General features: G+C 70.8%; 21 protein-coding genes. 9 read left to right on the top strand and 12 right to left on the bottom strand.

Going from position 1 to position 26,036, the window contains the following annotated elements:
• Positions 1–195: 195 nt before the first annotated feature.
• The 4 genes from WBG06_RS12415 to gabT all read right to left on the bottom strand — a co-directional run bounded on the left by WBG06_RS12415 (position 196) and on the right by gabT (position 7,896).
• Entirely contained in the window at positions 196–3,648 is a 3,453-nt protein-coding gene (locus WBG06_RS12415; RefSeq protein ID WP_336737070.1) for an indolepyruvate ferredoxin oxidoreductase family protein, read from the bottom strand.
• Positions 3,649–3,821: 173 nt separating this feature from the next.
• On the bottom strand, positions 3,822–5,282 hold the full coding sequence (locus WBG06_RS12410) for an NAD-dependent succinate-semialdehyde dehydrogenase (protein WP_442945471.1): 1,461 nt from the start codon (positions 5,280–5,282) through the stop codon (positions 3,822–3,824).
• A 5-nt stretch (positions 5,283–5,287) separates the two neighbouring features.
• Complete coding sequence (locus tag WBG06_RS12405) at positions 5,288–6,562, bottom strand: Glu/Leu/Phe/Val family dehydrogenase (RefSeq protein ID WP_336737069.1); 1,275 nt, start codon at positions 6,560–6,562, stop codon at positions 5,288–5,290.
• Positions 6,559–7,896, bottom strand: coding sequence for a 4-aminobutyrate--2-oxoglutarate transaminase (gene gabT, locus WBG06_RS12400; RefSeq protein WP_336737068.1), 1,338 nt, complete (start codon positions 7,894–7,896; stop codon positions 6,559–6,561). The genes WBG06_RS12405 and gabT overlap by 4 nt, the downstream gene beginning before the upstream one ends.
• A 65-nt stretch (positions 7,897–7,961) precedes the next feature.
• On the opposite strand from gabT, the gene WBG06_RS12395 reads away from it, so the two are divergent.
• Positions 7,962–8,864: a LysR family transcriptional regulator gene (locus tag WBG06_RS12395; RefSeq protein ID WP_336737066.1), complete on the top strand. Its 903-nt coding sequence runs from the start codon at positions 7,962–7,964 to the stop codon at positions 8,862–8,864.
• 143 nt (positions 8,865–9,007) lie between these two features.
• On the opposite strand, the gene WBG06_RS12390 is transcribed toward WBG06_RS12395, so the two are convergent.
• Genes WBG06_RS12390 through WBG06_RS12380 form a run of 3 tightly spaced genes read right to left on the bottom strand, consistent with a single transcriptional unit; the run spans position 9,008 to position 12,838 of the window.
• Positions 9,008–10,357 carry a flavin monoamine oxidase family protein gene (locus tag WBG06_RS12390; RefSeq protein WP_336737065.1) on the bottom strand — a complete coding sequence of 450 codons (1,350 nt, stop codon included), beginning with the start codon at positions 10,355–10,357 and terminating at the stop codon, positions 9,008–9,010.
• A gap of 1 nt (position 10,358) precedes the next feature.
• Entirely contained in the window at positions 10,359–11,405 is a 1,047-nt protein-coding gene (speB, locus tag WBG06_RS12385; RefSeq protein WP_336737064.1) for an agmatinase, read from the bottom strand.
• Between the two features lie 44 nt (positions 11,406–11,449).
• Positions 11,450–12,838 carry an APC family permease gene (locus WBG06_RS12380; protein ID WP_336737063.1) on the bottom strand — a complete coding sequence of 463 codons (1,389 nt, stop codon included), beginning with the start codon at positions 12,836–12,838 and terminating at the stop codon, positions 11,450–11,452.
• 147 nt (positions 12,839–12,985) lie between these two features.
• Between WBG06_RS12380 and WBG06_RS12375 the strand changes: the two genes are divergently transcribed.
• Complete coding sequence (locus WBG06_RS12375) at positions 12,986–13,582, top strand: TetR/AcrR family transcriptional regulator (protein WP_336737062.1); 597 nt, start codon at positions 12,986–12,988, stop codon at positions 13,580–13,582.
• Between the two features lie 43 nt (positions 13,583–13,625).
• Here the strand turns inward: WBG06_RS12375 and WBG06_RS12370 are convergent, their stop codons facing one another.
• Positions 13,626–14,120, bottom strand: a complete 495-nt coding sequence (locus WBG06_RS12370; RefSeq protein WP_336737061.1) for a MarR family winged helix-turn-helix transcriptional regulator — start codon at positions 14,118–14,120, stop codon at positions 13,626–13,628.
• A gap of 97 nt (positions 14,121–14,217) precedes the next feature.
• Here WBG06_RS12370 and WBG06_RS12365 point away from each other — a divergent pair, with 97 nt between their 5' ends.
• From WBG06_RS12365 to WBG06_RS12345, 5 genes are all read left to right on the top strand, one after another.
• Positions 14,218–15,129, top strand: coding sequence for a dioxygenase family protein (locus WBG06_RS12365; RefSeq protein WP_336737060.1), 912 nt, complete (start codon positions 14,218–14,220; stop codon positions 15,127–15,129).
• 124 nt (positions 15,130–15,253) lie between these two features.
• Positions 15,254–16,294, top strand: a complete 1,041-nt coding sequence (locus WBG06_RS12360) for an iron-siderophore ABC transporter substrate-binding protein (protein WP_336737059.1) — start codon at positions 15,254–15,256, stop codon at positions 16,292–16,294.
• Positions 16,291–17,316 carry a FecCD family ABC transporter permease gene (locus tag WBG06_RS12355; protein WP_336737058.1) on the top strand — a complete coding sequence of 342 codons (1,026 nt, stop codon included), beginning with the start codon at positions 16,291–16,293 and terminating at the stop codon, positions 17,314–17,316. The genes WBG06_RS12360 and WBG06_RS12355 overlap by 4 nt, the downstream gene beginning before the upstream one ends.
• Positions 17,313–18,344, top strand: a complete 1,032-nt coding sequence (locus tag WBG06_RS12350) for a FecCD family ABC transporter permease (protein ID WP_336737057.1) — start codon at positions 17,313–17,315, stop codon at positions 18,342–18,344. The genes WBG06_RS12355 and WBG06_RS12350 overlap by 4 nt, the downstream gene beginning before the upstream one ends.
• On the top strand, positions 18,344–19,141 hold the full coding sequence (locus tag WBG06_RS12345; protein WP_336737056.1) for an ABC transporter ATP-binding protein: 798 nt from the start codon (positions 18,344–18,346) through the stop codon (positions 19,139–19,141). Before WBG06_RS12350 ends, WBG06_RS12345 begins: the two co-directional genes overlap by 1 nt.
• A 43-nt stretch (positions 19,142–19,184) precedes the next feature.
• Here WBG06_RS12345 and WBG06_RS12340 read toward each other — a convergent pair whose 3' ends face one another.
• The 4 genes from WBG06_RS12340 to WBG06_RS12325 form a co-directional block, all read right to left on the bottom strand.
• A complete protein-coding gene (locus WBG06_RS12340) occupies positions 19,185–20,381 on the bottom strand; it encodes an AGE family epimerase/isomerase (RefSeq protein WP_336737055.1) in 1,197 nt (398 codons plus the stop codon).
• A gap of 10 nt (positions 20,382–20,391) precedes the next feature.
• The gene (locus tag WBG06_RS12335; RefSeq protein ID WP_336737053.1) at positions 20,392–21,261 is read right to left on the bottom strand and encodes a carbohydrate ABC transporter permease; all 870 of its coding nucleotides are present in this window, start codon (positions 21,259–21,261) and stop codon (positions 20,392–20,394) included.
• Positions 21,258–22,196 carry a carbohydrate ABC transporter permease gene (locus WBG06_RS12330; protein WP_336737052.1) on the bottom strand — a complete coding sequence of 313 codons (939 nt, stop codon included), beginning with the start codon at positions 22,194–22,196 and terminating at the stop codon, positions 21,258–21,260. Before WBG06_RS12330 ends, WBG06_RS12335 begins: the two co-directional genes overlap by 4 nt.
• Positions 22,197–22,274: 78 nt before the next feature.
• Complete coding sequence (locus WBG06_RS12325; RefSeq protein WP_336737051.1) at positions 22,275–23,546, bottom strand: ABC transporter substrate-binding protein; 1,272 nt, start codon at positions 23,544–23,546, stop codon at positions 22,275–22,277.
• Positions 23,547–23,713: 167 nt separating this feature from the next.
• Here WBG06_RS12325 and WBG06_RS12320 point away from each other — a divergent pair, with 167 nt between their 5' ends.
• Positions 23,714–24,886 carry an ROK family transcriptional regulator gene (locus tag WBG06_RS12320; RefSeq protein ID WP_336737050.1) on the top strand — a complete coding sequence of 391 codons (1,173 nt, stop codon included), beginning with the start codon at positions 23,714–23,716 and terminating at the stop codon, positions 24,884–24,886.
• A gap of 23 nt (positions 24,887–24,909) precedes the next feature.
• Positions 24,910–26,001, top strand: a complete 1,092-nt coding sequence (gene nemA / locus WBG06_RS12315; RefSeq protein ID WP_336737049.1) for an N-ethylmaleimide reductase — start codon at positions 24,910–24,912, stop codon at positions 25,999–26,001.
• The last annotated feature ends 35 nt before the right edge of the window (positions 26,002–26,036 follow it).

Below are 26,036 nucleotides of genomic sequence, written 5' to 3'. Positions count from 1 at the left end.
CTGCATCACAATCACCTCGACACTAGTGACCGCCCGATGACGGGCCAACCGTCGCGGTCCGGTCAGCGGTCCGAGCCGTACGCCGCTCCGCCGTGTGCTGTACGGGCTCCCGGTTCGGGTGGTCGGCCGAGAAAATGAGCTCGGCCGCCGGAGGAGATCCTCCGACGGCCGAGCCGTTCCTCTGAGCGCCGTTGATCAGAGACTCAGGTCGATCCCCTCGGCGGCGAGCGCCGCGCGGTAGGCCTCGACGTTGCGCATCTTCACGTTCTCATAGCCGCGCACCATGTCCGGGAGCTCCGCGAGGCGGACCGCCCGGGCGTACGACTCCTCGGTGAGGTCAGTGGCGAGACCGGTGACGAGCTCGGTGTAGTGCGCGAGCAGGGCGCGCTCGGTGCGGCGTACGTGGGCCCGACCGAACGGGTCCAGCGCCGTGCCGCGCAGGAACTTCATCGTCGCCAGCATGCGGAGCATGAAGTGGGAGCGCGGACCGAAGGTCATCTTGCGGCCCTTGAGGAAGGCGCCGAAGACCGGCGGGGAGAGCTTGAAGCTGATCTTGCCCTGGACCTCCGCGCGGACACCGTCGAGAGCGGCCGGCGCGGTGAGGAGCCGGGCGACCTCGTACTCGTCCTTGTAGGCGGTGAGCTTGAACAGGTAGCGGGCGACCGCCTCGGAGAAACGGGTGTCCGCGGTGACGGCACGCTCGGCGTTCCAGATCCGGTCGACGAGCTCGACGTAGCCGCGGGCGGTCTGCTGGTTCTGGAAGGCGACGAGCTTCGGGGCGCGGAACTCGACGAGCCGGCGCACCTCGCCATCGAGCTTCGCCTCGTCCAGAGCCGGTACGACGATCTCCTCGACCGGCGCGGTGGCGGTGCCGGTGGCCTGGGCGAACTCGTCCGGCGCGGCGACCGAGGCACGGCCCCAGCGGAACGCGGCGACGTTGGCGCTGACCGCGACGCCGTTGATGCCGATGGCCTCCTCGATGGCCTCGGCCGGGATCGGAAGCGCGCCGGCCTGGTAGGCGGCACCGACCAGCAGAAAGTTGGCCGCCGCGGTGTTGCCGAAGAGCGTCTCCGCGGCGCTGAGCGCGTCGAACGCGCGCAGCGAGGAGGTCACGCCGTTGACCCGGGTGAGCAGCTCGTCGTCGGCCGGGTAGGCGATGTCCTTGTCGTAGACCATCGGACCCGTCGGCGTCTTGCTGGTCGACACCACCGCGCGGGTGCGCGCCGGGTCGCCGTAGGCGAGGTTCTTGCCCTCGGCGAGGGTGAGCAGGTCGAAGCCCAGCAGCGCGTCTGCGGAACCCGGGGTGACCCGGTTGGAGGGGTCGATCGCACCCGGCCCGAACCGCAGGTGACCCGTCACCGGGCCCGCCTTCTGGCTCATCCCGACCTGGTCGAGCGACTCCACGCCGAAGCCGGCACGCAGCGCCGCGGTGGCGAGCACCTGGTTGACGGTGACGATGCCGGTGCCGCCGATGCCGGCCATGAAGACCCCGTAGGTCCGGTCCAGCGCGTCATAGCCGGGGTCGGCGACCTCGGGCGGCGTCGGCGTGGACTTCTTGGCCTTCTTGGCCGTCGGGTCGGTCTCGACCGCCATGAACGAGGGGCACTCCCCCTCGACGCAGGTGTAGTCGGTGTTGCACGAGGTCTGGTCGATGCGGGTCTTGCGGCCCAGCTCGGTCTCGACCGGCTGCACGGAGAGGCAGTTGGACTTCACGCCGCAGTCGCCGCAGCCCTCGCAGACGGCCTCGTTGATCACGATCCGGGTGTTGCGGGGCTCGATCGTGCCGCGCTTGCGCTGGCGGCGCGCGTCGGCGGCGCAGTGCTGGTCGTAGATCAGCACGGTCACGCCCTCGATCTCGCGCAGTTCGCGCTGGGCGTCGTCGAGGCGGTCGCGGTGCCACAGACGTACGCCGGCGGGGAAGCTGGCGCGACGGTAGCGCTTGGGCTCGTCGGCGACCACGATGATCGCCTTGACGCCCTCGTTCATCAGCTTGTGGGTGAGCTGCGCCATCTCGACCTCGCCCTGACGCTTCTGGGCACCGGTCATCGCGACGACGTCGTTGTGGAGCAGCTTGTAGGTGATGTTGACGCCCGCCGCGACGCACGCCTGGATGGCCAGCTGAGCGGAGTGGAAGAACGTGCCGTCGCCGACGTTCTGGAACGTGTGGCCCGCATGGCTGTAGGGCGCCTGGCCGATCCACTGCGAGCCCTCGCCACCCATCTGGGTGATGCCGACGACCGCGCTGTCCTCACGCTGGGAGGCGGTGACCAGGGTGTGGCAGCCGATGCCGCCACCACCCAGGCTCCCCTCCGGGAGCGCGGTGGAGCGGTTGTGCGGGCAGCCGGAGCAGAAGTAGGGCGTGCGCGAGGTCGACAGCAGCGGCAGGTCGATCCGGGCCGGGCCGGCGGCCTTGAGCTCGGCGTGGCCCTTCAGCGCACGGCGCAGCGGCGCGAGCAGGCGGCCGGCGGTCAGCTCACCGTCGAGCGGGACCAGCGGGACCCCGTTGCGGTCCTTCTTGCCGATGATGACCGGAGCGGTCGGCTCCCCGTAGAGGATCTCGCGGATGCCCTGCTCGATGAAGGAGGTCTTGTCCTCGACGACGACGATCTCGTCGAGCCCCTCGGCGAACGTCGAGACGATGGTCGGCTCGACCGGCCACATCATGCCCAGACGCAGCACTCGGATGCCGGCGGCCATCAGATCGTCGTGGTCGAGGCCGAGGTCCTTGAGCCCCTGGCGCATCGAGTCGTAGCACGAGCCGGAGGCGACGATGCCGACCTTGGCGTTCGGGGCCTTGACCTCGATCCGGTTGAGGTGGTTCTCGGCGGCGTACGCCTTGACGACGTTCATCCGCGGGCCGTAGAGCTTGGCCTCGGCGCCGACGATCCGGTCGGGGAAGAGCTCGATCTTGGTCGGCTCGTAGGTGTAGGGGACGCCCTCCCACTCGGTCTTCGGCATGATCGGGTCGAGGACGCCGATCTCCGGGTTGACCACCCAGGCGCCGTCGGCGACGTCGGCGACGATCTTGAGCGCGACCACGCAACCGGAGGCGCGGGAGAGAGCGATGCCCTCCATGCCGTACTCGACGATCTCGGAGGCGTTGCGCGGGAACAGCACCGGGATGCCGAGGCTCGCCAGGGTGCGCTCGCTGACCGCCGGAACCGTCGAGGACTTCGCGGCCGGGTCGTCGCCGACCAGCATCAGCATGCCGCCCTGCGGGTGGGCGCCGTACATGTTCGCGTGCCGCATCGCGTCCAGGGCGCGGTCGACGCCCGGACCCTTGCCGTACCAGACGCCGGTGACGCCGTCGTAGCGCTCGGTGTCGAGGGTGACCGCCGACTGCGAGCCCCACACGGCGGTCGCGGCGAGCTCCTCGTTGAGACCCGGCACGACGGTGATGTCGGCGTCGGCCATCTCCTTCGGCAGCCCCAGCAGGAGCTGGTCGAGACCACCGAGCGGGCTGCCCGGGTAGCCGGAGATGAAGGTGCCGGTCCGCATCCCGCGGCGCTGGTCCAAGGCGCGCTGCTCGACGAGCATCCGCGCGATCGCCTGGATCCCGGTCAGCAGCACGGGGCCGGCTCCGACGCGATAACGGTCAGCCAGGTCGTACGCCTCGAACGAGGTCCCGGGCTCGAACACTGCGGTCATGTGGTGACTCCTCAATCTGCCGGGCGGCACAGGTGGTCCGTCTGGAGGGTGGTGCTGGGACCGCCGGGGTGAGGCTGTCCCACAGAGCCACCCGCAGGGTGTGCGGGTGGCCTGGGTCACATCATCACGGATAGGGCCTGCGTGACGCCAATCACGGCACGGTCACGGCACGGTCACCAGGCGACGCTGAGGTATTGCGTCTCCAGGTACTCCTCCAGCCCGACCCGGGCGCCCTCGCGCCCGATGCCGCTCTGCTTCACGCCACCGAACGGCGCCGACGGGTCGGAGACGAGTCCGCGGTTGACTCCGACCATCCCGGCATCGATGCGCTCGGCGACGTGCAGCGCCTCGCCCATCTCTCCGAAGACGTAGGCAGCCAGGCCGAACTCGGTGTCGTTGACCGCGGCCAGCAGCTCCTCGGTGTCGTTCCAGACCACGATCGGGGCCACCGGGCCGAAGATCTCCTCGCGCAGCAGCGGCGAGTCGGCCGGTACGCCGGTCAGCACCGTCGGCGCGTAGAAGTAGCCCTCCGAGTCGGGTACGTCGGCGCGGTGGGCGATCACGGCTCCCGCGGCCACGGCGTCGTCGACGAGGCCGGTGACGGTGGCGTACGCCTTCGCGGAGATGAGCGGGCCGATGTCGCTGCCCTGGTCGGCCGGGCCGACCTTCAGGCCCTCCACGGCGGCACCGAGACGCGCGGTGAACTCCTCGGCGACGTCCGCGTGGACGTAGAACCGGTTCGCCGCGGTGCAGGCCTGTCCCCCGTTGCGGAACTTGGCGACCATGGCGCCCTCGACCGCGGCCTCGAGGTCCGCAGAGGACGTCACCACGAACGGCGCGTTGCCGCCGAGCTCCATCGAGGTGTTCACGACCCGGTCGGCCGCCTGGCGGAGCAGGATGCGGCCGACGCCGGTGGAGCCGGTGAAGGAGATCTTGCGGACCCGCGGGTCGGCGAGCCAGGTGCTGACGATGCCGGCGGCGTCGGTTCCGGGCACCACGTTGACGACGCCGTCCGGGATGCCGGCCTCGGCCATCAGCCGGGCGATCGCGAGCGCCGTCAGCGGCGTCTCGGAGGCCGGCTTGAGCACGACCGTGCAGCCGGCGGCGAGGGCCGGGGCGATCTTGCGGGTCGCCATCGCCGCCGGGAAGTTCCACGGCGTCACCAGCGCGGCCACGCCCACCGGCTTGTGGGTGACGATGGTGCGGGTGCCGCCGGCGGGCGAGGAGCCGAAGTCGCCGTGCGGGCGCACGGCCTCCTCGGCGTACCAGCGGAAGAACTCAGCCGCGTAGCCGACCTCGCCGCGGGCGTCGGAGAGCGACTTCCCGTTCTCGAGCGCGATCAGGGCGGCGAGCTCATCGGTGTCGCGCAGCATCAGGTCGCGTACGCGGCTGAGCAGGTCGCTGCGGGTCCGCGGCGGCAGCGCCGACCAGGCCTGGAGCGCCGCTGCGGCGGCGTCGACGGCCGCGGTCGCGTCCTCTCCTGCGCCGTCGGCGACGTCGGCGACGACCTCACGGGTGGCGGGGTTCTCCACGGTGAAGACACCGGCGGAGCCCGGGGTCCAGCGGCCGCCGACGAGGATGCCGTTGACCGGGTCGAGCGCGTCGAGGTAGGTGGTGTCGAGACGGGTGGTCAGGTCGGTCACGGGTAGAGGCCTCTCACTTCGTGGGCTCGGTAGACGCGCTCGACGGCCATACAGGTGGCCGCCAGGCGCAGGGACAGCTGGTGCTGGGTGGCATAGGCAAGAACATCGTCCCAGGCGCGGTTCATCCGCTCGACGAGACGCTCGTCGACCTCCGCCTCGCTCCACCAGTAGGACTGGTTGGCCTGGACCCACTCGAAGTAGGACACGACCACGCCGCCGGCGTTCGCGAGGATGTCGGGAACGACGAGCACGCCGTTCGCCGCCAGCACCTCGTCGGCAGCCGTGGTCACCGGGCCGTTGGCGCCCTCGACCACGACGCGGGCGCGCACCTGGCCGGCGTTCTCGGCGTGGATGACGCCCTCGACCGCGGCGGGAACGAGGAGATCGACGTCCGCGGTGAGCACCTCCTCGCTCTCGATCGGGGTGCCGCCGGGGAAGCCGACCACGCTGCCGGTCTCGTCGACATGCGCCTCGAGCGCGTCGATGTCGAGGCCGCCGGCGTGGTGCACCGCGCCGTTGACGTCGCTGACCGCGAGCACGCGGACGCCCTCACGGGCCAGGAAGCGGGCGGCTCCGCGGCCGACCTTGCCGAAGCCCTGCACCGCGGCGGTGGCGCCCTCAGGAGCGATGCCGACGTGGCGCAGCGCCTGGACGGCGACCGCCACCACGCCGCGCGAGGTGGAGCCGGCCCGGCCCAGCGACCCGCCGACCGAGATCGGCTTGCCGGTCACCACACCGAGGACGGTGTGGCCACGACCGACGGAGTAGGTGTCCATCATCCAGGCCATGGTCTGCTCGTCGGTGCCGACGTCGGGGGCGGGGATGTCCTGGTTCGGGCCGATCAGCGGTGCGATCTCGGAGGTGTAGCGCCGGGTGATCCGCTCGAGCTCGGCGGTGCTGTAGCCACGCGGGTCGACGCGTACGCCGCCCTTCGCGCCGCCGTAGGGGACGTCGAGCAGCGCGCACTTCCAGGTCATCCACATCGCCAGCGCGCGGACCTCGTCCAGGTCGACGCGGGCGTCGAAGCGTACGCCGCCCTTGCCGGGGCCGCGCGAGTAGTTGTGCTGGACGCGGTAGCCGCGCAGCACCTCGACCGACCCGTCGTCGCGGCGCAGCGGGATGCTGACGCTCACCTCGCGGCGGGGCGCGGCCAGCATCGCGTGCACCTCGGGGCCGAGCCCCAGCACCTCGACCGCCTGCGCGAGCTGCGCGCGGGCGTCGTCGAGGACGCTGGTCTCGGTCGACGCCGGCCTCTCGATCGTGACGGTCACGACACCTGCTCCAGGCCGGCCGCGAGCACGTCCAGGGCGTCGTCGAGCAGCTCGTCGGAGATGCTCAGCGGCGGCAGGAAGCGGATGACGTTGCCCCAGGTGCCGCAGGTCAGGGTGATGACGCCCTGGCTGTGGGCGTACGCGGCGACGGCCTTGGCGGTCGCGCCGTCCGGGTTGCCGGTCGCCGGGTCGACGAACTCGGCGGCGATCATCGCGCCCCGGCCGCGTACGTCGCCGATGCGCGGGTCGGTCTTCTGCAGGTCGCGGAGCCGACCGAGCAGGCGCTCCTCGATCTCGCGGGCCCGGGCGAGGAGGTCCTCGGCCTCGATGGTCTCGATCACGGCCAGCGCGGCGGCGCAGGCGAGCGGGTTGCCGCCGTAGGTGCCGCCCAGGCCGCCGGGGTGGACCGCGTCCATGACGTCGGCGCGACCGGTCACCGCGGCGAGCGGGAGGCCGCCGGCGATGCCCTTGGCGCTGACCACGAGGTCCGGGACCACGTCGTCGTGCTCGACGGCGAACCAGGTGCCGGTGCGGCCGAAGCCGGACTGCACCTCGTCGGCCACGAAGATCACGTCGTTGGCGCGGCACCACTCCGCCAGCGCGGCGAGGAAGCCCGGCGCCGGGACGATGAAGCCGCCCTCGCCCTGGATCGGCTCGATCACGACGGCGGCGAGATTCTCGGCACCGACCTGGGTCTCGATCTGGGCGGTCGCGCGGGCGGCGGCCAGCTTGCCATCGATCTCGGGGGCGTCGCGGAACGGGTAGGACATCGGGGCCCGGTAGACCTCGCCGGCGAACGGCCCGAAGCCGTGCTTGTAGGGCATGTTCTTCGCCGTCATCGCCATGGTGAGGTTGGTGCGCCCGTGGTAGGCGTGGTCGAAGACCACCACCGCGTCCTTGCCGGTGAACGAGCGGGCGATCTTGACCGCATTCTCGACGGCCTCGGAGCCGGAGTTGAACAGCGCGGTGCGCTTCTCGTGGTCACCCGGAGTGAGCCGGGCGAGCTGCTCGGCGACGGCCACGTAGCCCTCGTAGGGCGTGACCATGAAGCAGGTGTGCGTGAAGGCGGCGACCTGCTCGGAGACCGCGTCGACCACCTTGGCGGCGCTGGAGCCGACCGTGGTGACCGCGATGCCGGAGCCGAGGTCGATGAAGCGGTTGCCGTCGATGTCCTCGACGATCCCGCCGGCCGCACGGGCGGCGAAGACGGGCATGGTGGTGGCCACACCCTGGCTCACGGCCGCGACCTTGCGGGCCATGAGCTCCTGGGAGCGGGGGCCGGGGAGCGGCGTACGCAGGAGGCGGGACTGTTCAAGGGGCGTGAGCTCGGTCATGGGATCAGCATGAACCCCGGCAACACATGTCGTCCAAGACCTTTTGACTACTACAATCATGCTTCATGAGCATGGATCTGCGCCTGCTGCGTTACTTCGTCGCGACTGCCGACGCAGGCTCCGCAACCCGCGCAGCGGAGGTGCTGCACGTGACCCAGCCGGTGCTGTCGCGACAGCTGCGCCAGCTCGAGGCCAACCTGGGCGTGCCGCTGTTCGCCCGGGAGGGCCGACGGCTGCGGCTCACCCGCACGGCCGAGGACCTCCTCCCCCGCGCCCGCGACCTGCTCGCGCACGCGGACGACCTCGAACGAACCGTGGCCGTGCTCGCGTCGGGCCGGCTGGACGAGCTGCATCTGGCGGTCCCGTCCACGACGCTCACCGACGTCCTCGCCCCGTTCCTGGCGACGCTCGGGCCCGACGACCCGGTCGCGATGGTCCGCGAGCTCGATCCACGCGGCGCGGTCGCCGCCGTCCGCGCCGGCGCCGACCTGGCGATCGTCACCCGGCCGCCGGGCCGTTCCCTGGCCTCTCGGGCGCTGGCCGTGCTGCCGGTGTGGGCCTACGTCCGTCCCGACGACCCCTGGGCGGACCAGGCCTCCGTCGACGTACGCGACCTGGTCGGCCGTCCGCTCGTGCTGCTCACCGAAGACCTGCGGCCGCGACCGCTCCTGGACGCAGCCGTCGAGGACGCCGCCGTCGGCTACGGTGACGTCCTCGAGGTGTCCAACGCCCAGGTCGCCCAGGCGCTCGCCGCCTCGGGCCGTGGGATCGCGGTCGTCTCCGACGACCCGCGCTTCGGCCTGGTGCCGCTGCACATCGAGGCGCCGGCGGGCAGGGTCCGGATCAGGCTGTACGCCGCCTGGGACCCGCACCACCACGCCGCCGACGCCCTCACGGCCCTGGCCGACCGGCTCTCGGCCTTCTGCGTCGCACGCTACGGCGCGGACGTCGCCCCCGCCGAAGCGTGAGCCCTGCCTGCCGAAACGTCAGCCCCGCCGACCGAAACGTCAGGCCCGTCGGCCGAGTTGGCCGCACGTGACATCTGGGTCGACGCAGGCGACGCCTCGGCCGACGTAGGTGACGCCTCGGCCGACGTAGGTGACGCCTCGGCCTAGGTGAGGATGCTCCGAGCGATCTCGTCCCCGACACGTACGGCACCGTCGACGTGCTGGAAGCCGTGACCGGCGACATCGCTGCTGCCGAACTCGATGGGCCCGAGGGGCTCGCGGAGGACAGCGCCCCAGCGGGTCAGGCCGCCGAGGTCGAAGCTGGTCCCGTACGCGCCACCGGTGAGCTCCTGGTGCTGCCAGTCGCTCTCGACGTAGGTGAGCGGCTCGAGCGCTGCCTCCCCGAAGTAGGAGGCCAGCGACTCCAGCACCTGAGTCCGCCGCTCCTCGTCGGAGAGCCGCCCGACCGCGTCCGCGCGCTCGTCGGAGACGAAGCCGACCAGCGTGCCGCGCGGCTCGCCCTCGGGGGTGTTGTCGTAGACCTCGTGGACCAGCTGCCAGGGCGCGAAGCCGGTGCCGCTGAGTCCGTCGGCGCGCCAGAACGGCGTGGCGTACTGCGCCTGCACCTTGATGACCAGTCCGAACGACTGGTGCTCGCGGGCGATCCGGTGCTCGGCCGGAAGCTCGGGGCTGAACCGGATCCGCTTGACGAGGGTCGGCGGGACCGCGAGGACCAGCCGGCGCGCGGCATGGATCTCGGTGCCGACGTGGACGACGGCACCGTCCTCGTCCCACTCGATGTGGGTGACGTCCTGACCGAGACGTACGCGATCACCGAGGCGCTCGGCCAGGGTCAGCGGCACCCGCTGGAGCCCGCCGACGACCCGGCGGTCGAGGATGACGTCGGCGTCGACGAGGTTGCTGAACGAGCCGGCGCTGGCGGCCATCTGCACCGCCTGGAGGGCGGAGAAGGAGTGGGCGGGCTTGGTCAGCATCGCCGGCCCGATGTAGAGCGCGACGTTGTCGACGGCGACCGGGTCGTCGCACTGCTGCTCGAGCCAGGCGCGGAACGAGACGCTGTCGAGGTGGTCGGCGTCGTCGAGATCCCACGGCCGGGCCGGGTCCATCGCGGCGGCCAACCCGTCGAGGGTCTTCGTCAGCTGCGCGATGGCGGCCGAGGTGGACTCCTCGACCGGGAGCTCGTCACCGAAGCGGTGCACGACGCCCGCCTTGTCGACGTAGAGGGACTCGCCCTCGCGGAAGCGCGGGTAGGTCGACAGGCCGAGCTCGTCAAGGATGCCGATGAGGGCGTCCTGATCGGGCGAGACCCACTGGCCGCCGATCTCGAAGTCGGCCTCGGCACCGGGGGCGCCGTGCGCCTCGGTGCGCAGCCGGCCGCCGACGCGGTCGCGCGCCTCCAGGACGAGTACGTCCTGGCCCGCCTGCGCGAGCCGCCAGGCCGCGGTCAGACCGGTCACGCCGGCGCCGACCACGATCACGTCATGGGTGGTCATGTCAGTTCTCCTGGTTGTCGGTGGGACGCCGGTCCGGGCGCTGGGCGAGCAGCGGGAGGCTCGGGTCCCAGCGGGTCCCGTCGGCCTGGTCGCGCTTGCGCCGGGCGATGCCCGAGAGCGCCTCGAGCACGACGCGGTTGGCGAGGAACGAGGTGATGTCGGCGTGGTCGTAGGGCGGGGAGACCTCGACCACGTCGATGCCGACCACCGGCAGCTCGTAGGCGATCCGGCGGACCGCGTCGAGCAGCTGGCGGGCGGTCAGGCCGCCCGGTTCCGGGGTGCCGGTGCCAGGTGCATGGCCGGGGTCGCACACGTCGATGTCGACGGAGAGGAAGACGCCGTCGCACTCGTCGGTGGCGATGGTGAAGGCCTCGGTGAGGCACTCCTCGAGGCCGCGGTGGACGATCTCGGTCATCTCGTAGGACCGCATCCCCTGCTCGGCCATCCAGTCCAGCGTCTCGGGCTCGGGCCAGTAGCCGCGCAGCCCCATCTGCAGGAACCGGTCGCCACGCAGCGCGCCGGACTCGATGAGCCGGCGCATCGGCTGACCGTGGCCGATCAGCGAGCCGAACTCGATGTCACCGGTGTCCGCGTGGGCGTCGAAGTGGATCATCGAGACGCGTCCCTGGCCGATGTGCTGGGCGACACCCGCAGCGTCAGGCCAGGCGATCGTGTGGTCGCCGCCGAGCACCAGCGGGATGGCACCGTTGCTCGTCACCGCGTGGACCGCCTCCTGCAGGTCGCGCACCGAGCGCTCGGCGTCGCCGGAGAACATCTCCACGTCGCCCGCGTCCAGCACACGGATGTCCTGCAGGGCGTCGACCCGCATCGCCAGCGACGGCCGTGAGCCGTCGTGGGCCAGGTAGCACGTCTGCCGGATGAACTGCGGGCCGAAGCGGGTGCCCGACCGGTGCGACGTACCTCCGTCGAAGGGGGCACCGAGGATGACGACGTCGGCACCCTCGTACGTCGCGGGGTCGGCCCAGTCACACCGGTCGACACCCAGGAAGGTGATGTCGGGGCCGAACTGGGTTCCGTAGCGAGCCATGGTGTTCTTCTTTCTCGTTCGATTCTTGTGGTTCGATCATGCGCTCATTCCTCGGTCGGGTCGACGACGAGGAACCGCTCGCCGGGGCGGCGGGCGAGGTAGAGGTAGTAGTAGGCGAGCGCGGCGACCACGACTCCCGCCGCGATCAGGACGTCCGTACGCGCCGAGCCGACCAGCGCGTAGCCGATCGCGCCGATGACGACCAGCGGCGGCAGCGGCCACAGCGGCATCCGCCAGCCCTGGGCGGCCGAACCCTGACGGCGGGCACGGAGCGCGGCGATCGCGACGACGACGTACATCGTGGAGATGACCACCGAGGTCACGCCGAGCAGCGCCTCGATCTCGACGGCGCCGGCGAGGATCGCGCCGGGGATCCCGATCACCAGGGTGGCGAGCCACGGGGTGGCGTAGCGCGGGTGCAGCTTGGTGAGGACGCCGTTGATCGGCGACGGCCAGGAACGGTCACGCGCCGAGGCGTAGACGACCCGGGCGTTCTGCAGCACCATCACGATGACGGCGTTGAGGATCGCGATGGCGATGGCGACGTTCACGCCGACCGCGACGCCCTCGCCGCCCCAGGCGGCGACCCACTGGGAGAAGTTGCCGGACGCGAGGTCGCTGAGGTCGTCGACAGCGAGGACCGTGGTCACGGTCGGGACGAGGATGACCAGGCCGCCCAGGCCGAGGGTCCAGAAGATGACGCGGGCGACGTTGCGACGCGGGTCGACGATCTCCTCGGAGAGGTAGACCGTGGTGCCGAAGCCGCTGACCAGGAACGTGCTCACCGCGAGACCGGAGATGAGGATCGCCAGGGTGAACGGCTCCAGGCCGTTCTCGCCGATGACGTGCGGCGAGACGAGCTCGCCGGGGCCACGCTGGACGTGGCCGAGCCCGAGGACGGTGACGACGACCGCGGCGATCAGCTCGAGGGCGAGGAAGGTGCCGGTGACGACCGCGTTGGCCTTGATGTTGAGGATCGCGGTGGCGGTCGAGACGAGCATGACGATCGCACCGGTCGCGGCCCGCGGCAGCTCGACCAGGTCGGCCAGGTAGTCGGCGGTGCCGAGGGCGAAGATCGGCGGGATGAGCCAGAGCAGCACGCCCGCCAGGGAGAACGTCAGCCAGCCCATCGACCTGCCGAGCGTCTGAGTGACCATCGCGTACTCACCCCCGGAGCTGGCGGTGCGGGTGCCGAGCTCGGCGTAGCAGGCGGCGATCGCGACCGAGACCGCGAAGCCGGCCACGACGGCCAGCACCGCACCGCTCCCCTGGGTCGCGAACAGCTCGGGGACGATGATGAACAGGCTCGAGGCGGGTGTGATGCACGAGAGCACCAGCAGGACCGCCGCACCGGGGCCGAGCACCCGCGCAAGCCGTCCCTGCTCATGCTCCGGCTTCACCCCGTCCGGGGTCACCTGCATGGATTCGATCATCGCGGGTCTCCTTGGGGAATCAGGGTACAGCGGGTTTTGAACGCCGTACAAAACTTTGAACGATGTTCAAAGTGACCCAGATCACCGCTAGAGTCAAGGGGCCGGACCAAAAATTTTGCGAAGCGAGCATGAGGGGACACTGGTGAAGTGACACGCACACGCTCCAACAGACGCTTGGAACGACCGCGCGAGCAGGTGCTCGCGACCACGCTGGAGATGGTGGCCGAGCAGGGGCTCGCCAAGGTCACGATGGCGTCTCTCGCCGCTCGACTCGGCACCAGCGGCGGCCATCTCCTCTACTACTTCGGCACCCGCAACGGTCTGCTGCTCGAGACCCTGCGATGGAGCGAGAACGAGTACGCCGCCCAGCGGGCGCCCATCCTGGAGAAGGTCGAGCAGGACGGCTCCGGCGGGGTCGACGCACTGCTGTCCTTCACCGACGTCTACCTCGCCCTCGACGAGCGCGACCCGCGCTGGCTGCTCTGGCTGGAGCTGTGGGCCCGGGCGCCGTACGACGCCGAGCTCGCCGCCGCACAGCGCGCGATGGACGACGAGTGGCACGCCGACCTGGTCCGGCTGTTCGCGGCGGCGCTCCCCGACGTACCCGACCGCGAGGGCGTCTCCGAGCGCCTGCGCGCGATGTGGGACGGCTTCAGCATCGGCATCGTCACCGGCGGCGGCACCGCCCTGCGCGAGCGAGCTGTCGAGCACACCCGAGCCGCAGTGGCCGGCCACGCGAGGTGATGGGCGGGGCGATCGCACCCTGATCCCCGAAGGGTCAGCCCGACTACGCCGAGGTCCCCTCGTCGATCGGCGGGCGCCGGGTGCCGGTCGGATCAAGACGCTCGAGCACGCTCCCCGCGATCTCGGAGAGCTGGTCGACCTGCTCGGGACTCAGCGCATCGAAGACGTACTCACGCACCGCGTCCACGTGGCCGGGGGCCGAGGCAACCATCTTCTGGTGGCCGGTCTCGGTGAGACGTACGTTGGTCGCCCGGCGGTCCCCCGGGCAGGTGTGCCGCTCGATGAAACCGCGCTCGACCAGGCGCTTGACGACGTTGGAGAGCCGCGGCAGCGTCGCATTGGTGTAGCCGGCCAGCTCGGTCATCCGAAGGGTCCGCTCGGGCGCCTCGGACAGCATGGCCAGCACCCCGTAGTCGAAGTGGGTCAGGCCGGCGTCGCGGCGTAGCTGGGAGTCGAGGGCGCCCGGGAGCAGCTCGAGCACGGCGATCAGGCGGACCCATGCCGCCCGCTCTGCCGGCGACAGCCAGTTGCCCTCCACGCCCACGGAGTCTGCCGCAGAAAGTTGCCCGGAACAAACAGTGGTCGCCTAGAGTTAGTTCAAGCAACAACTATTGTGCTGAGCCGCAGGAGCCACCATGACCACCCCTCCCGAGAGCACCACCGCCGCCGCGGACGCCCGCCTCCCCCAGACGCATCCGTTCGCCCAGCACCTGCGTGCCGTCGAGGCACGCGAGGCGACCGACCCGCACCGCGCCTGGACCCCGGAGGACGGACCACTGCCGAGCCTCTATCTGTCCCACGGCGGCGGCCCGTTGCCGCTGCAGAGCCCGGAGTGGCTCGACCCGCTGCACGCCTGGGCGCGCTCGCTGCCCCGCCCGAAGGCCATCCTGGTCGTCTCCGCTCACTGGGAGTCGGCACCTCTGTCGATCAGCGCGACCCGCCCCGACGAGCTGGTCTACGACTTCGGCGGCTTCGACCCGATCTACCACTCGGTGCGCTATGACACCCCCGACGCGAGCGAGCTCGCCCGCACCACCGCCGCACTGATGCCCGACGCCGAGAGTGCCCACCAGCACACTCGCCGTGGCCTCGACCACGGTGCCTGGGTGCCGCTGAAGATCATGTACCCGGCCGCCGACATCCCGGTCGTCCAGCTCTCCCTGCCCACCGAGGACCCCGACAAGCTGCTCGCCCTCGGCGAGCGCCTGCGGCCGCTGCGCGAGGAGGGCGTCCTTGTGGTCGGCTCGGGCCACATGACCCACGGGCTGCCGTTCATCACCCGCGAGATGATGACCGAGAACAAGCCCGCCGGCTGGTCCGCCGACTTCGACGCCTGGGCCGCCGACGCATTGGACCGCGGCGACGTCGCCGAGCTGGCCCGGTTCCGCACCGCCGCCCCCGGCATGCCCTACGCCCACCCGACCGTCGAGCACTTCACTCCGCTCTTCGTCACGCTGGGCGCGGCCACGGACCCGACGGCTCCGGTCACCACGACCCTGGACGGCTACGGCCTGGGACTCTCCCGGCGCTCGTTCCAAGCCGCCTGAGCCCCCGCGGCTCCGCCGGCAGTAGGCAAGGCTACCCTTAGTCCCAACCCGATCTCAGGGAGCCGTGCGTCAGGCACGCCCCAGCGGACGGTTCGTTCTCTCAACCATCCCCCAAGGAGCCCTGATGCGTCATCTCGTCCGCACGTTCGCGGTCGCCGCCGCCGGTGCGCTGTTGCTCACCTCATGTGGCAGCACCGAGTCCGACGGGAAGAACCAGTCGGGCGTGGCAACCGGGCAGGAGGGATTCGCGAGTGTCGAAGAGCTCGCCGCCGAGCTCGGCACCGATGCCGCCCCCGGCGAGTTCCCCCGCACGATCCGCAACATCGTCGCCAACGAGACCGTCGGCGAGACCGAGATTCCCGAGCGCCCGGAGCGGGTGATCGTGCTCGACACCGGTGAGCTGGACAACGTGATCTCGCTCGGCGTCGAGCCCGTCGGCATCGCGCACCCGGCCGAGGCCGAGGTGGCGCCGTCCTATCTGAAGGTGGGCGATGCCGTCGACCTCGGCCCCTACGACGCCCTCGACCTGGAACAGATCAAGAACCTCGAGCCCGACCTCATCCTCGGCACCTCGTTGCGGATCGAGGACGACGACCTCAAGAAGAAGCTGCAGGAGATCGCTCCGACCGTCCTGGCGCCGCGGCCTGGTGTGCTGTGGAAGGAGAACTTCCTGCTCAACGCCGCGGCCCTGGGCGAGGAGATCAAGGCGCAGGAGCTGCTCGACGCCTACGAACAGCGCGCGGCCGAGATCGGCACGACCATCACCGAGGCCAACGGCGGCACGGCGCCGACCGTCTCGATGCTGCGGTTCATGGCCGGGAAGATCCGGCTCTACGCCAACGACTCCTTCATCGGCATCATCCTCGCCGACGCCGGGCTACCCCGGCCCGAGGCCGAGTCGATCGACGACCTGGCGGTGGAGATCTCCGCGGAGGAGATCACGATGGCCGAGGGTGACTGGCTGCTGTGGGGCACCTACGGCGACCCGGCCGGCACCGAGCAGGCCACCGTCGTCGACGGGCCGCTCTGGTCGCAGGTCCCTGCGGTCGCGAACAAGGGCGTCGTCCATGAGGTCTCCGACGAGACCTGGTACCTCGGCCTGGGGGTCCGCGGCGCCGAGCTCGTCCTGGACGACCTCGAGTCGTTCGCAGCCGAGCAGTCTTGACGATCCGTGCGACCGGCGCCCGCTCGCGGGTGCCGGTGACGGCGTTCCTCCCCATCGGGCTGGCGGCGCTCGCGCTCGCGGTCCTCGCCAGCCTGCTGTTCGGGGCACGGGTCATCTCCGTCGGCGAGGTGCTCGGCGCCCTGGGCGGCGACAAGAGCGTGGCCGCCACGGTCATCTGGGAGCTGCGGGTGCCCCGCACCCTGCTCGGGCTGCTGGTCGGCGCCTGCCTCGGCGCAGCCGGGGTCCTCGCCCAGTCGGCTACCCGCAACCCGCTCGCGGACCCCGGCCTGCTGGGCATCTCCTCGGGCGCCGCCGTCGCGATCGTGGTCGGCAGCGCCTTCTTCGGGATCGCGGCTGGGCCGGCCCGGGTCGGCCTCGCTTTGGTCGGAGCGGCGTTGGCCACGATCGCGGTCTACGCCTTCGCCGCCCGCTCCCCTGAGGGCATCACCCCGGTGAACATGACGCTGGCCGGAATGGCGTTGACCGCACTGCTGGGTGCCGTCGTCTCCGGGGTCGTGCTCTTCGACGCGGCCACCATGGATCAGTATCGGTTCTGGGTGGTCGGCGCGCTGAGCGTGCCGACGCCGGCCATCTTGATCCCGGCGACGGTGTGCGCCGCGGGCGGCGCGGTGCTCGCCGTCGCCATGTCCGGTTCGTTGAACACGTTGGCCCTCGGCGATGACACCGCCGCCGGACTGGGCGTGAAGGTGATGCGTACGCGGGTCCTGGCCGGTGCCGCGGTCGTGCTCCTCTCCGGCACCGCGGTAGCGCTCGCCGGGCCGATCGCCTTCGTCGGGCTCATCATCCCGCACATGGCCCGCGCCATCGTCGGCCAGGACGTACGCCGGGTCCTGGTCACGGCCACGGTGCTGGGGCCGGTGCTGCTGTTGGCCGCCGACGTGCTCGGCCGCGTGGTCGCCCGGCCTGCCGAGGTGCAGGCCGGCGTGGTCACGGCCCTGGTCGGCACCCCCTTCTTCATCTGGTTGACCCGTCGGCCGCGGCGCCGGGAGCGTCTGTCATGACCGGCCTCCTGACCCCACGCTGGCGCCCGCGCCGCCGCGTCGTCGGCGCGATCTCGGTGACCTCTGTCGTGCTGCTGGTCGTGGTCGGGGCCGCCCTCAGCGTCGGTGACCGATGGACTCCGCCCATGCAGCTGTTCTCGGCTCTCCTCGGCCACGGCGCCGAGAACACTGTCTATGCCGTCGTGGACGTCCGGCTCCCGCGCGTGGTCATCGCGCTGGCGGTCGGAGCAGCGTTCGGCATCGCCGGTGGACTGAGCCAGAGCGTGCTGCGCAACCCTCTGGCCAGTCCCGATGTGCTCGGCATCGGTGCCGGCGCCTCCTGTGCGGTCGTCGCGGTGATCGCCATCGGTTCGCTGGGAGGCCCGATCGGGGCGGTCCCGGTCCCCTTCGCCGCTCTGGCCGGCGGGCTCGCCGCCGCGGCGTCGATCGCCGCACTCGCCCGTGACGGCGCGCTGCGCGGCCAGCGGATCCTGCTGGTCGGGATCGCACTCACCGCCGCGCTCACCGGGCTCACCCAGTACCTGCTCACCCTGGTCGACATCTACGACGCCCAGCGGGCGGCGGTGTGGATCACCGGCAGCCTCAACGCCCGCACCTGGACCGACGTGGTCCCCGTGATGATCGGGTTGGCCGTGCTGGCTCCCGCCGCCCTCGTGCTCGCGCACACCAACCGTGCTCTGCTCTTCGACGATGACGTCGCCTCCGGCTGGGGCGTACGCACGGCGCGCTCGCGCGTCCTGCTGGTGGTCATCGCCGTGTGCCTGGCCGCGTTGGCCACCTCGGCCGCGGGTCCGGTCGCGTTCGTCGCCCTGGTCTCGGGGCAGCTGGCTCGCCGGATGGCTGCTGTTCCCGACATCCCGCCGGTCCTGGCCGGCCTGACCGGTGCCCTGCTGGTGCTGGTGGCCGACACGCTCGCGCGCACGCTCTTCCCGTTCCAACTGCCCGTCGGGGTGCTCACCGCTCTCGTCGGTGCGCCCTACCTTCTCTACCTGCTGCAGCGCAGCAAACCCCGGAAGTCGGTCGTCTGATGAACATCTCCAGCTCACGCCTGGTCGCAGACCGGATCACCCTGTCCTACGGCGAGCGGGTCGTCGTCGAAGACCTGACCCTGGCCATACCCGACCAGAAGATCACCGTGGTCGTCGGGCCGAACGCATGTGGCAAGTCGACGTTCCTGCGCGCCCTCGCGCGGCTCCTGGCGCCGGCCGCCGGCACCGTGCTCCTCGATGGCAAGGCGATCTCCGAGCGCCCCTCGCGTGAGGTCGCCCAGATCCTGGGAGTCCTGCCGCAGACACCCATCGCCCCGGAGGGCATCACCGTGCGCGACCTCGTCTCGCGCGGGCGGCACCCCCACCAGAGCTGGTGGCGGCAGTGGGGCGACGCAGATGCCGACGCGGTCGCCCAGGCCCTGGAAGCCACCGGAACCACGGAGATCGCCGACCGGGACGTCGATGAGATCTCCGGTGGTCAGCGTCAGCGCGCCTGGATCGCCATGGCCGTCGCCCAGGGCACCGACCTGCTGCTTCTGGACGAACCGACCACCTACCTCGACCTGGCCCACCAGCTCGACGTCCTCGAGCTGGTCGCCACCCTCAACCGCGAGCACGGCCGGACGATCGCTCTGGTCCTGCACGACCTCAACCTCGCCAGCCGCTACGCGCACCACATCGTCGCCATGCGTGCCGGCCGGATCGTCGCTCAGGGGCGGCCCGACGAGGTGATCACGACCGATCTGCTGCGCGAGGTGTTCAACATCGAGGCCACCATCGTCACCGACCCGATGAGCGGCGCACCGGTGGTCCTGCCCCACCGCACCGTCGCCTGAGGCGGGACCCCCGGGACGGCCGGGACGACCGGCGACCCGGGTGCTACGGCCTCCGGTCCGCCTCGCGCAGCTGCACCGACAGCACCGGCGCCAGCGGCATCCGGGCGAGCAGGAGCGCCTGGTAGGCGTGGTAGACGTCCGGCTTGCCGTGCCAGATGACGTGCGAGGGACGGTTGTGCTCGTCCAGCTCGTGATGCCAGCTGCCGAGGTCTCGGTCGACCAGAAACACCTCGATGTACGCCTCGAACCGCTGACGCCACTCGTCATAGCCGGCCTCGCCGGTGCGGGTGTGCAGGGCTCCGGCGGCGGCGAGCGCCTCGGCGGCCACCCAGTGCAGCCGCAGCCGGGTGACCGGTGTGCCGTCCCAGGAGGTCGTGTAGACGAAGCCGGTCTCGCCGTCGGCGGACCAGCCGACCTCGACCGCACGCGCGAAGAGCGCCCTGGCGTCCTCGACCAGCCACGACGGCGGATCCGGCAGGGACGCGTCCAGGTGCAGCAGCAGCCGCGACCACTCCAGCAGATGGCCCGGCGTGCAGCCGTAGGGGCGGAAGGGGTCACCGGGACGGTCCGCGTTGTAGTCGAGCACCGGCGACCAGGAGAGGTCGAAGTGCTCCGGCAGGTCGTAACCGTGCGAGCGGGCGACCCCGTGGATCAGGTGCTCGGCGATCACCAGTGCCCGCTGATGCCAGGCGGCGTCACCGGTGACATCGCCCGCAGCCAGGAACGCCTCCACCGTGTGCATGCTGGAGTTGGCGCCGCGATAGGCCTCCCCGGAACCCAGATCGCGCTCGAGACTGTCGACCACCCGGCCGGAGTCGTCGAGGAAGTGCTGCCGCATCACGCCCAGCGCCTCCTCGAGCAGCGCGTCTGCACCAGGAACACCGGCCGCCACGCCGCTGCTCGCGGCCAGGACGACGAAGGCGTGGGCGTACGCCTCCTTGAGGGTGCCGACCGGCTCCCCCTCCGCCGACACCGAGGCGTACCAGCCACCGAGCTCGTCGTCGCGCAGGGCACCGCTCAGCGCCCGGATGCCGTGGGCTGCGAGCTCCGCGGCACCGTCGACGTCCCCGCGCAGGTGCGCGAGCGCGAAGACATGGGTCATCCGGGCGGTGATCCAGGTGTGCACCGGCTCGGCCGGGTCCGGGCGGCCCGACTCGTCCAGCCACCAGAAGCCCGCGGGCGAGGCCGCCGACGCCCGGGCGAACCCGGCCAGCCGACGGCACTCGACGTCCGTGTCCATCAACGGTCCATCATCCCTTGACCGATCCGGCCATCAGCCCGCCGACGAAGTAGCGGCCGAGCAGGATGTAGATGATCAGCGTCGGGACGGACGCGATCAGCGCGCCCGCCATGCTGGCGGAGTAGTCCTGCAGCTGACCGCTCGCCAGGAAGTTGAGCGCGATCGTCACCGGCCCGTTGCGCGAGGTCGAGAAGAAGAGCGCGAACAGGTAGTCGTTCCAGGCCGAGGTGAACTGCCACATCAAGACCACCACGAACGCCGGTGCGGAGATCGGCAGGATGATCGAGGCGTACGTCCGGAGCATGCCGGCACCGTCGACCCGTGCGGCCTCGACGAGCTCGACCGGGACCGCCGCGTAGTAGTTGCGGAAGATCAGCGTGGTGATCGGCAGTCCATAGACCACGTGCAGCACGATCAGGCTCGGGATGCCGTTCGGGACACCGAGGTTGCCCATCAGCTGGACCAGCGGCACCATCACGGCCTGGTAGGGGATGAACATCCCGAACAGGATCAGTGTGAACACCACGTCGGCGCCCGGGAACCGCCACTTCGAGAGCACGAACCCGTTCATCGAGCCGAGCACCGAGGAGATGATCGAGGCCGGGATGACCATCGCGAACGTACGTCCCAGCGCCGGCCCGAGCTGCTCCCAGGCGCGCGACCAGCCGGCCGTCTCCCAGGACTCGGGAAGCTTCCAGGCGTTGGCGGGAGTCGCGTCACCGAGCCCCTTGAAGCTGGTGACGAACAGGACGTACGCCGGGAGCAGGACGACCAGCGCGAAGCCGATCAGCAGGATGTACTTGACGGCGCGCCAGATCCCGCGCGAGCGCTCGCCCGGGATCCTGGTTGCGACGGCTGCCGGGATGGCATCAGTAGTCATCGGCGGCGCTCCTGACGGTAGGTGGAGACGAGGTAGGGAACGATCAGGATGGCCACGATCACCAGCAGCACGGTGCCGATGGCGGCCGACTTGGCGTAGTCGCCGCGGGTGAACTCGATCCACATCTGGGTGGCCGGCACCTGGGTGGTGTAGTTCGTCTGGCCCGCGATGGCCATGATCAGGTCGAAGACCTTCAACGACATGTGGCCGATGATGATGATCGCGGAGAGGGCGACCGGGCTCAGCTGCGGGAAGATCACGTGCCGGTAGAGCTGCCACTCCGAGGCGCCGTCCATCCGGGCGGCCTCGCGCAGCTCCTCGGGGATCCCGCGGAAGCCGGCCAGGAACAGCGCCATCACGTAGCCGCTGAGCTGCCAGATCGCGGGGACGGCGATCGCCAGGATGCCCCACCGCTCATCGGTCCACCACGGGTTGGCCAGAAAGCCGAGGTGGAGCGACTCGAAGAGCCGGTTCAGCCCCGAGGCACGGTCGCCTTCGGCGTTGTTGAGCAGCCAGCGCCAGACCACACCGGAGGCGACGAACGAGACCGCCATCGGGAAGAGGTAGATGGCGCGGAACAGCGACTCGCCGCGGGACTTGCGCTCGAGCAGCCAGGCCCACAGGAACCCCAGGCACAGGGTGCCGACGAGGAACGTCGCCGTGTAGAGCAGCAGGTTGCGCAGCGAGTAGATGAAGTCGTCGTCGGTGAACAGGTCGCGGTAGTTCTCCAACCCCGCGAAACCCTGGGACGGCCCGATGGTGTGCCGGTCCTGCAGGGAGGTGTTGATGTTGGCCCCGATGAGGCCGTAGACGAAGACGCCGATGACGATGACGGTCGGCAGGATCAGGAGTACGGGCGCGACCCACCCGTGGCCGCCGATGCGGCCCTTGGGTCGTCGTGGCCGCTTGACGGCGCTCGGCACCGTGGAGGACATGTGTCCGTCCTTTCACAAGGGCGGCCGAGAGGCTGCGGCGGCAGGTGCGACCGCAGCCTCTCGGACCGGATGACGCGCTTACTCGGGCTTGTTGTCCTCGGCGGCCTCGACGAGACCGTCCTGGAGCTCGGCGGCGTCGTTGTTGCTGCCGAACTTCGCGACGGCCGCGGTGATGTCGGTCAGCCAGTTGACCGAGGTCGCGGCGCCGTGAGCGAGCGAGGAGACGATCTCGTCCTCGCCCCACGACTTGATCGCGGTCTGCTGGTATTCACCGAAGTCAGCGGTGTCGGCGGTGGTGCTGGCCGGGATCGAGCCCTTCGCCTTGTTGAAGGCCACCTGGCCCTCGTCGCTGGCGATGGTCTCGAGCCAGGCCTCGGTGCCCTCGGGGTTGGGGCCGTCTACCGGCATGGTGAACGAGTCCGCCAGGAAGTCGAAGACGCCGTCGGTGCCCGGGACCGGGACCGCGGTGTAGTCGGTGCCGAGCGTCTTCTTCTGCTCCTGGAAGGCCGCCTCGGCCCAGTCGCCCATGATGTTGTACGCGGCGTCGCCGTCGATGACCAGCTGGGTCGCGTCCGGCCAGTCCAGACCCTGACGGTCGGTGTTGGTCAGCGAGAGCAGCGTGCTGTAGTCCTCGATCGCGGCCTCGACCTCGCTGCCGCCCCAGTCGGTGGTGCCGTCCCAGAGACCGTTGTACGCCTCGGCGCCCAGATCGGCGAGGAGCACGGTCTCGAGGAGGTGGACCTGGGTCCAGTCGGTCGCGATCGAGAGCGGGATGATGCCCTTGGCCTTGATCTTCTTGAGATCCGCGATCCAGGCGTCGAGCGAGTCGTAGGTCGTGTCGGCCTCGATGCCGGCCTTCTTCAGGACGGCCGGGTTGGCCCAGAGCACGTTGGCGCGGTGGATGTTCGAGGGGACGGAGTAGATGCCGCCGTCCTGCTTCAGCCGCTCGAGCAGACCCTCCGGGAAGTGCTCGTTCCAGCCCTTCTCCTCGTAGAGGTCGGTGAGGTCCTCGATCTGGCCGGCGTTGATGTAGTCGGTCAGCTCGGCACCCGCGTGCGCCTGGAACGTGGCCGGCGGCTCACCGTTCTGCAGGCGCGACTGGAGCACGTTCTTCGCGTCGCTGCCCGCACCGCCGGCGACGGCACCGTTGACGAACTTCAGGTCGGGGTTCTGCTCGTCGAACACCGTGACCAGGGCGTCGAGCCCGGCCTTCTCACTACCTTCGGCCCACCAGGTGAAGACCTCCACCTCGTCGGTGCTGCCGCTCTCGCTGTCGCTCCCGCAGGCGGAGACCGCCAGCAGGCTCAGGGCGGCCAGGCCGGCGGCCAAGGCCTTACGCGTTGCGTTCATGTTGTCCTCCGGTTTGCGCGACCGCCACGTCGGGGGTGATCTGGGTTACTCCGCGGCCGCGTGCCGGGACAACGTACGCCTGCGCTTTCTGTGTAGTCAATGCATAACGCAGGACGTTTCCAACCTGAGATCTGTCGCAAATCGACATAATCACCTACAGTCACGGCATGACCACACCGGAGTCGCGGATGCGCGTCGCCAATCGCACCCAGGTGCTGGACCTTCTGGGCCGGTCGGCGCCGGTCAGTCGCGCCGAGCTCGCCCGACGCACCGGGCTGTCCCGCAGCACCGTGTCGAGCATCGTCCAGGAGCTGCTCGCAGCCGAGCAGATCGTCGAGACCACGGACGCCGCGGTGCCGCGCAGCGGCGGCCGGCCGCCGTCGCTCCTCACTCTCAGCGGCGCTCCCGGCACCCTCGTCGGCGTCGACATCGGCCACCGCCACGTCCGGGTCGCGGTCGCCGACCTGGCCGCGAAGCCCCTGGCCGAGCACGAGATCCGGCTCGACGCCGACAACTCCCCCGTCGAGACCATCGACCGAGCCGCGGCGATGGTGCGCGAGTGCCTGGCCGAGGCGGGCATCGACCCGAAGCGTGACCGGGTCCTCGGCGTCGGCATGGGGATCCCCGGGCCGGTCGACCCGCACAGCGCCGTCGTGGCCTCGCCGATCCTGGCCAACTGGATCGGGCTCGCTCCCGGCGAGGAGCTCGCCAGCCGTCTCTCCCTACCGGTCCGGGTCGAGAACGACGCCAACCTCGGCGCCCTCGCCGAGGCGACCTACGGCGCAGCACGCGACGTCGAGGACGTCATCTACGTCAAGGCATCGAGCGGCATCGGTGCAGGCCTCGTCCTCGACGGCAAGCTCCACCGCGGGATCACCGGGATCGCCGGCGAGATCGGCCACGTACGTTTCGAGGACAACGGCCCGATCTGCCGGTGCGGCAACCGCGGCTGCCTGGAGAAGGCCTTCGGCGGGACCCGGCTGGTCGAGCTGCTGCAGCCGGCCTACGAGGAGACCCTCAGCGTCGAGCGGCTGCTCGAGCTCGCCCAGGAGGGCGACATCCGGGTCAACCGGATCCTCGACGACGCCGGTCGTGCGGTCGGCCGCGTGCTCGCCGATCTCTGCAACCACCTCAACCCGGCGCTGATCGTGGTGGGCGACACGATGCGCCACTCGGAGTCCTTCGTCCTCGGCATCAAGGACTCGATCGACCGGTTCACCCAGCCCGACACCGCCGCAGCGCTCGACGTCGTCCCGAGCGAGCTCGGCGACAACGCCGGCGTCATGGGGGCACTGGTCATCGCCGACTCAGCCTCTGCAGCACAGCCGGGAACAATATGAGCAACCGCTCAGTTGAGCGCGACATGACCTCACTCTTCTCCCCGCTGAGCCTGGGTTCGACGACCCTCCCCAACCGCGTCCTGATGGCGCCGCTGACCCGGATGCGCGCCAGCCAGCCGGGCGACGTACCCAACGCGCTGATGGCCGACTACTACCGCCAGCGCTCCTCGGCCGGCCTGATCATCTCCGAGGGCACCCAGATCTCGCCGCAGGGCAAGGGCTACATGGACACCCCGGGCATCTACTCGCCCGAGCAGGTCGAGGGCTGGCGGCGGATCACCGACACGGTCCACGAGGCTGGCGGCCGGATCGCCGCGCAGCTGTGGCACACCGGCCGGGTCTCCCACGAGTCCTTCCACGACGGCGCCCTCCCGGTCAGCGCCTCCGCCCTCCCCTACCGCAACCGGACGACCGTACGCGGCGAGGACGGCACCCCGACCCGCGTCGACTGCCCCACGCCCCGCGCGCTGGAGACCTCCGAGATCGCGGGTCTGGTCGACGACTACCGCCGCGCCACCCGCAACGCCCGCGAGGCCGGCTTCGACCTGGTCGAGGTCCACGCCGCCCACGGCTACCTGCTCCACCAGTTCGCCAGTGCGAGCAGCAACGAGCGCACCGACGCCTACGGCGGCTCCCTGGCCAACCGCGCCAGGATCGTCCTCGAGGTCCTGGACGCGGTCATCGCCGAGTGGGACGCCGAGCACGTCGCCATCCGGATCTCCCCGATCGGCTCCTTCAACGGTGTCGAGGACCCCGAGGGCGCCGAGATGGGCCTCTACCTCGCCGCCGAGATCGGCAAGCGCGGCATCGGATTCCTGCACCTGTCCGAGCCCGACTGGGCTGGTGGCCCCGAGCTGTCCGACGACTACCGCAAGCAGCTGCGCGCCGCTCACCCCGGCCCGATCGTGGCTGCCGGCGCCTACACCTCGGAGAAGGCCGAGAGGCTCATCGAGGCCGACCTGATCGATGCAGCCGCCTTCGGACGTACGTTCATCGCCAACCCGGACCTGCCCCGGCGGCTGCAGGAGAAGCTGCCGCTCAACGAGCAGAACCCGGCGACCTTCTACGGCGGTGGCGAGGCCGGCTACACCGACTATCCGGAGTGGAGCGCCTGAGGCTCCCCCGACGACGGCCGTGCGCCCGGTTCAGC

This window comes from Nocardioides sp. CCNWLW239 (genome assembly GCF_037137035.1).
In the GTDB taxonomy this organism is placed as follows: Bacteria; Actinomycetota; Actinomycetes; order Propionibacteriales; family Nocardioidaceae; genus Nocardioides.
This window is presented reverse-complemented; position numbering and strand designations above follow the sequence as displayed.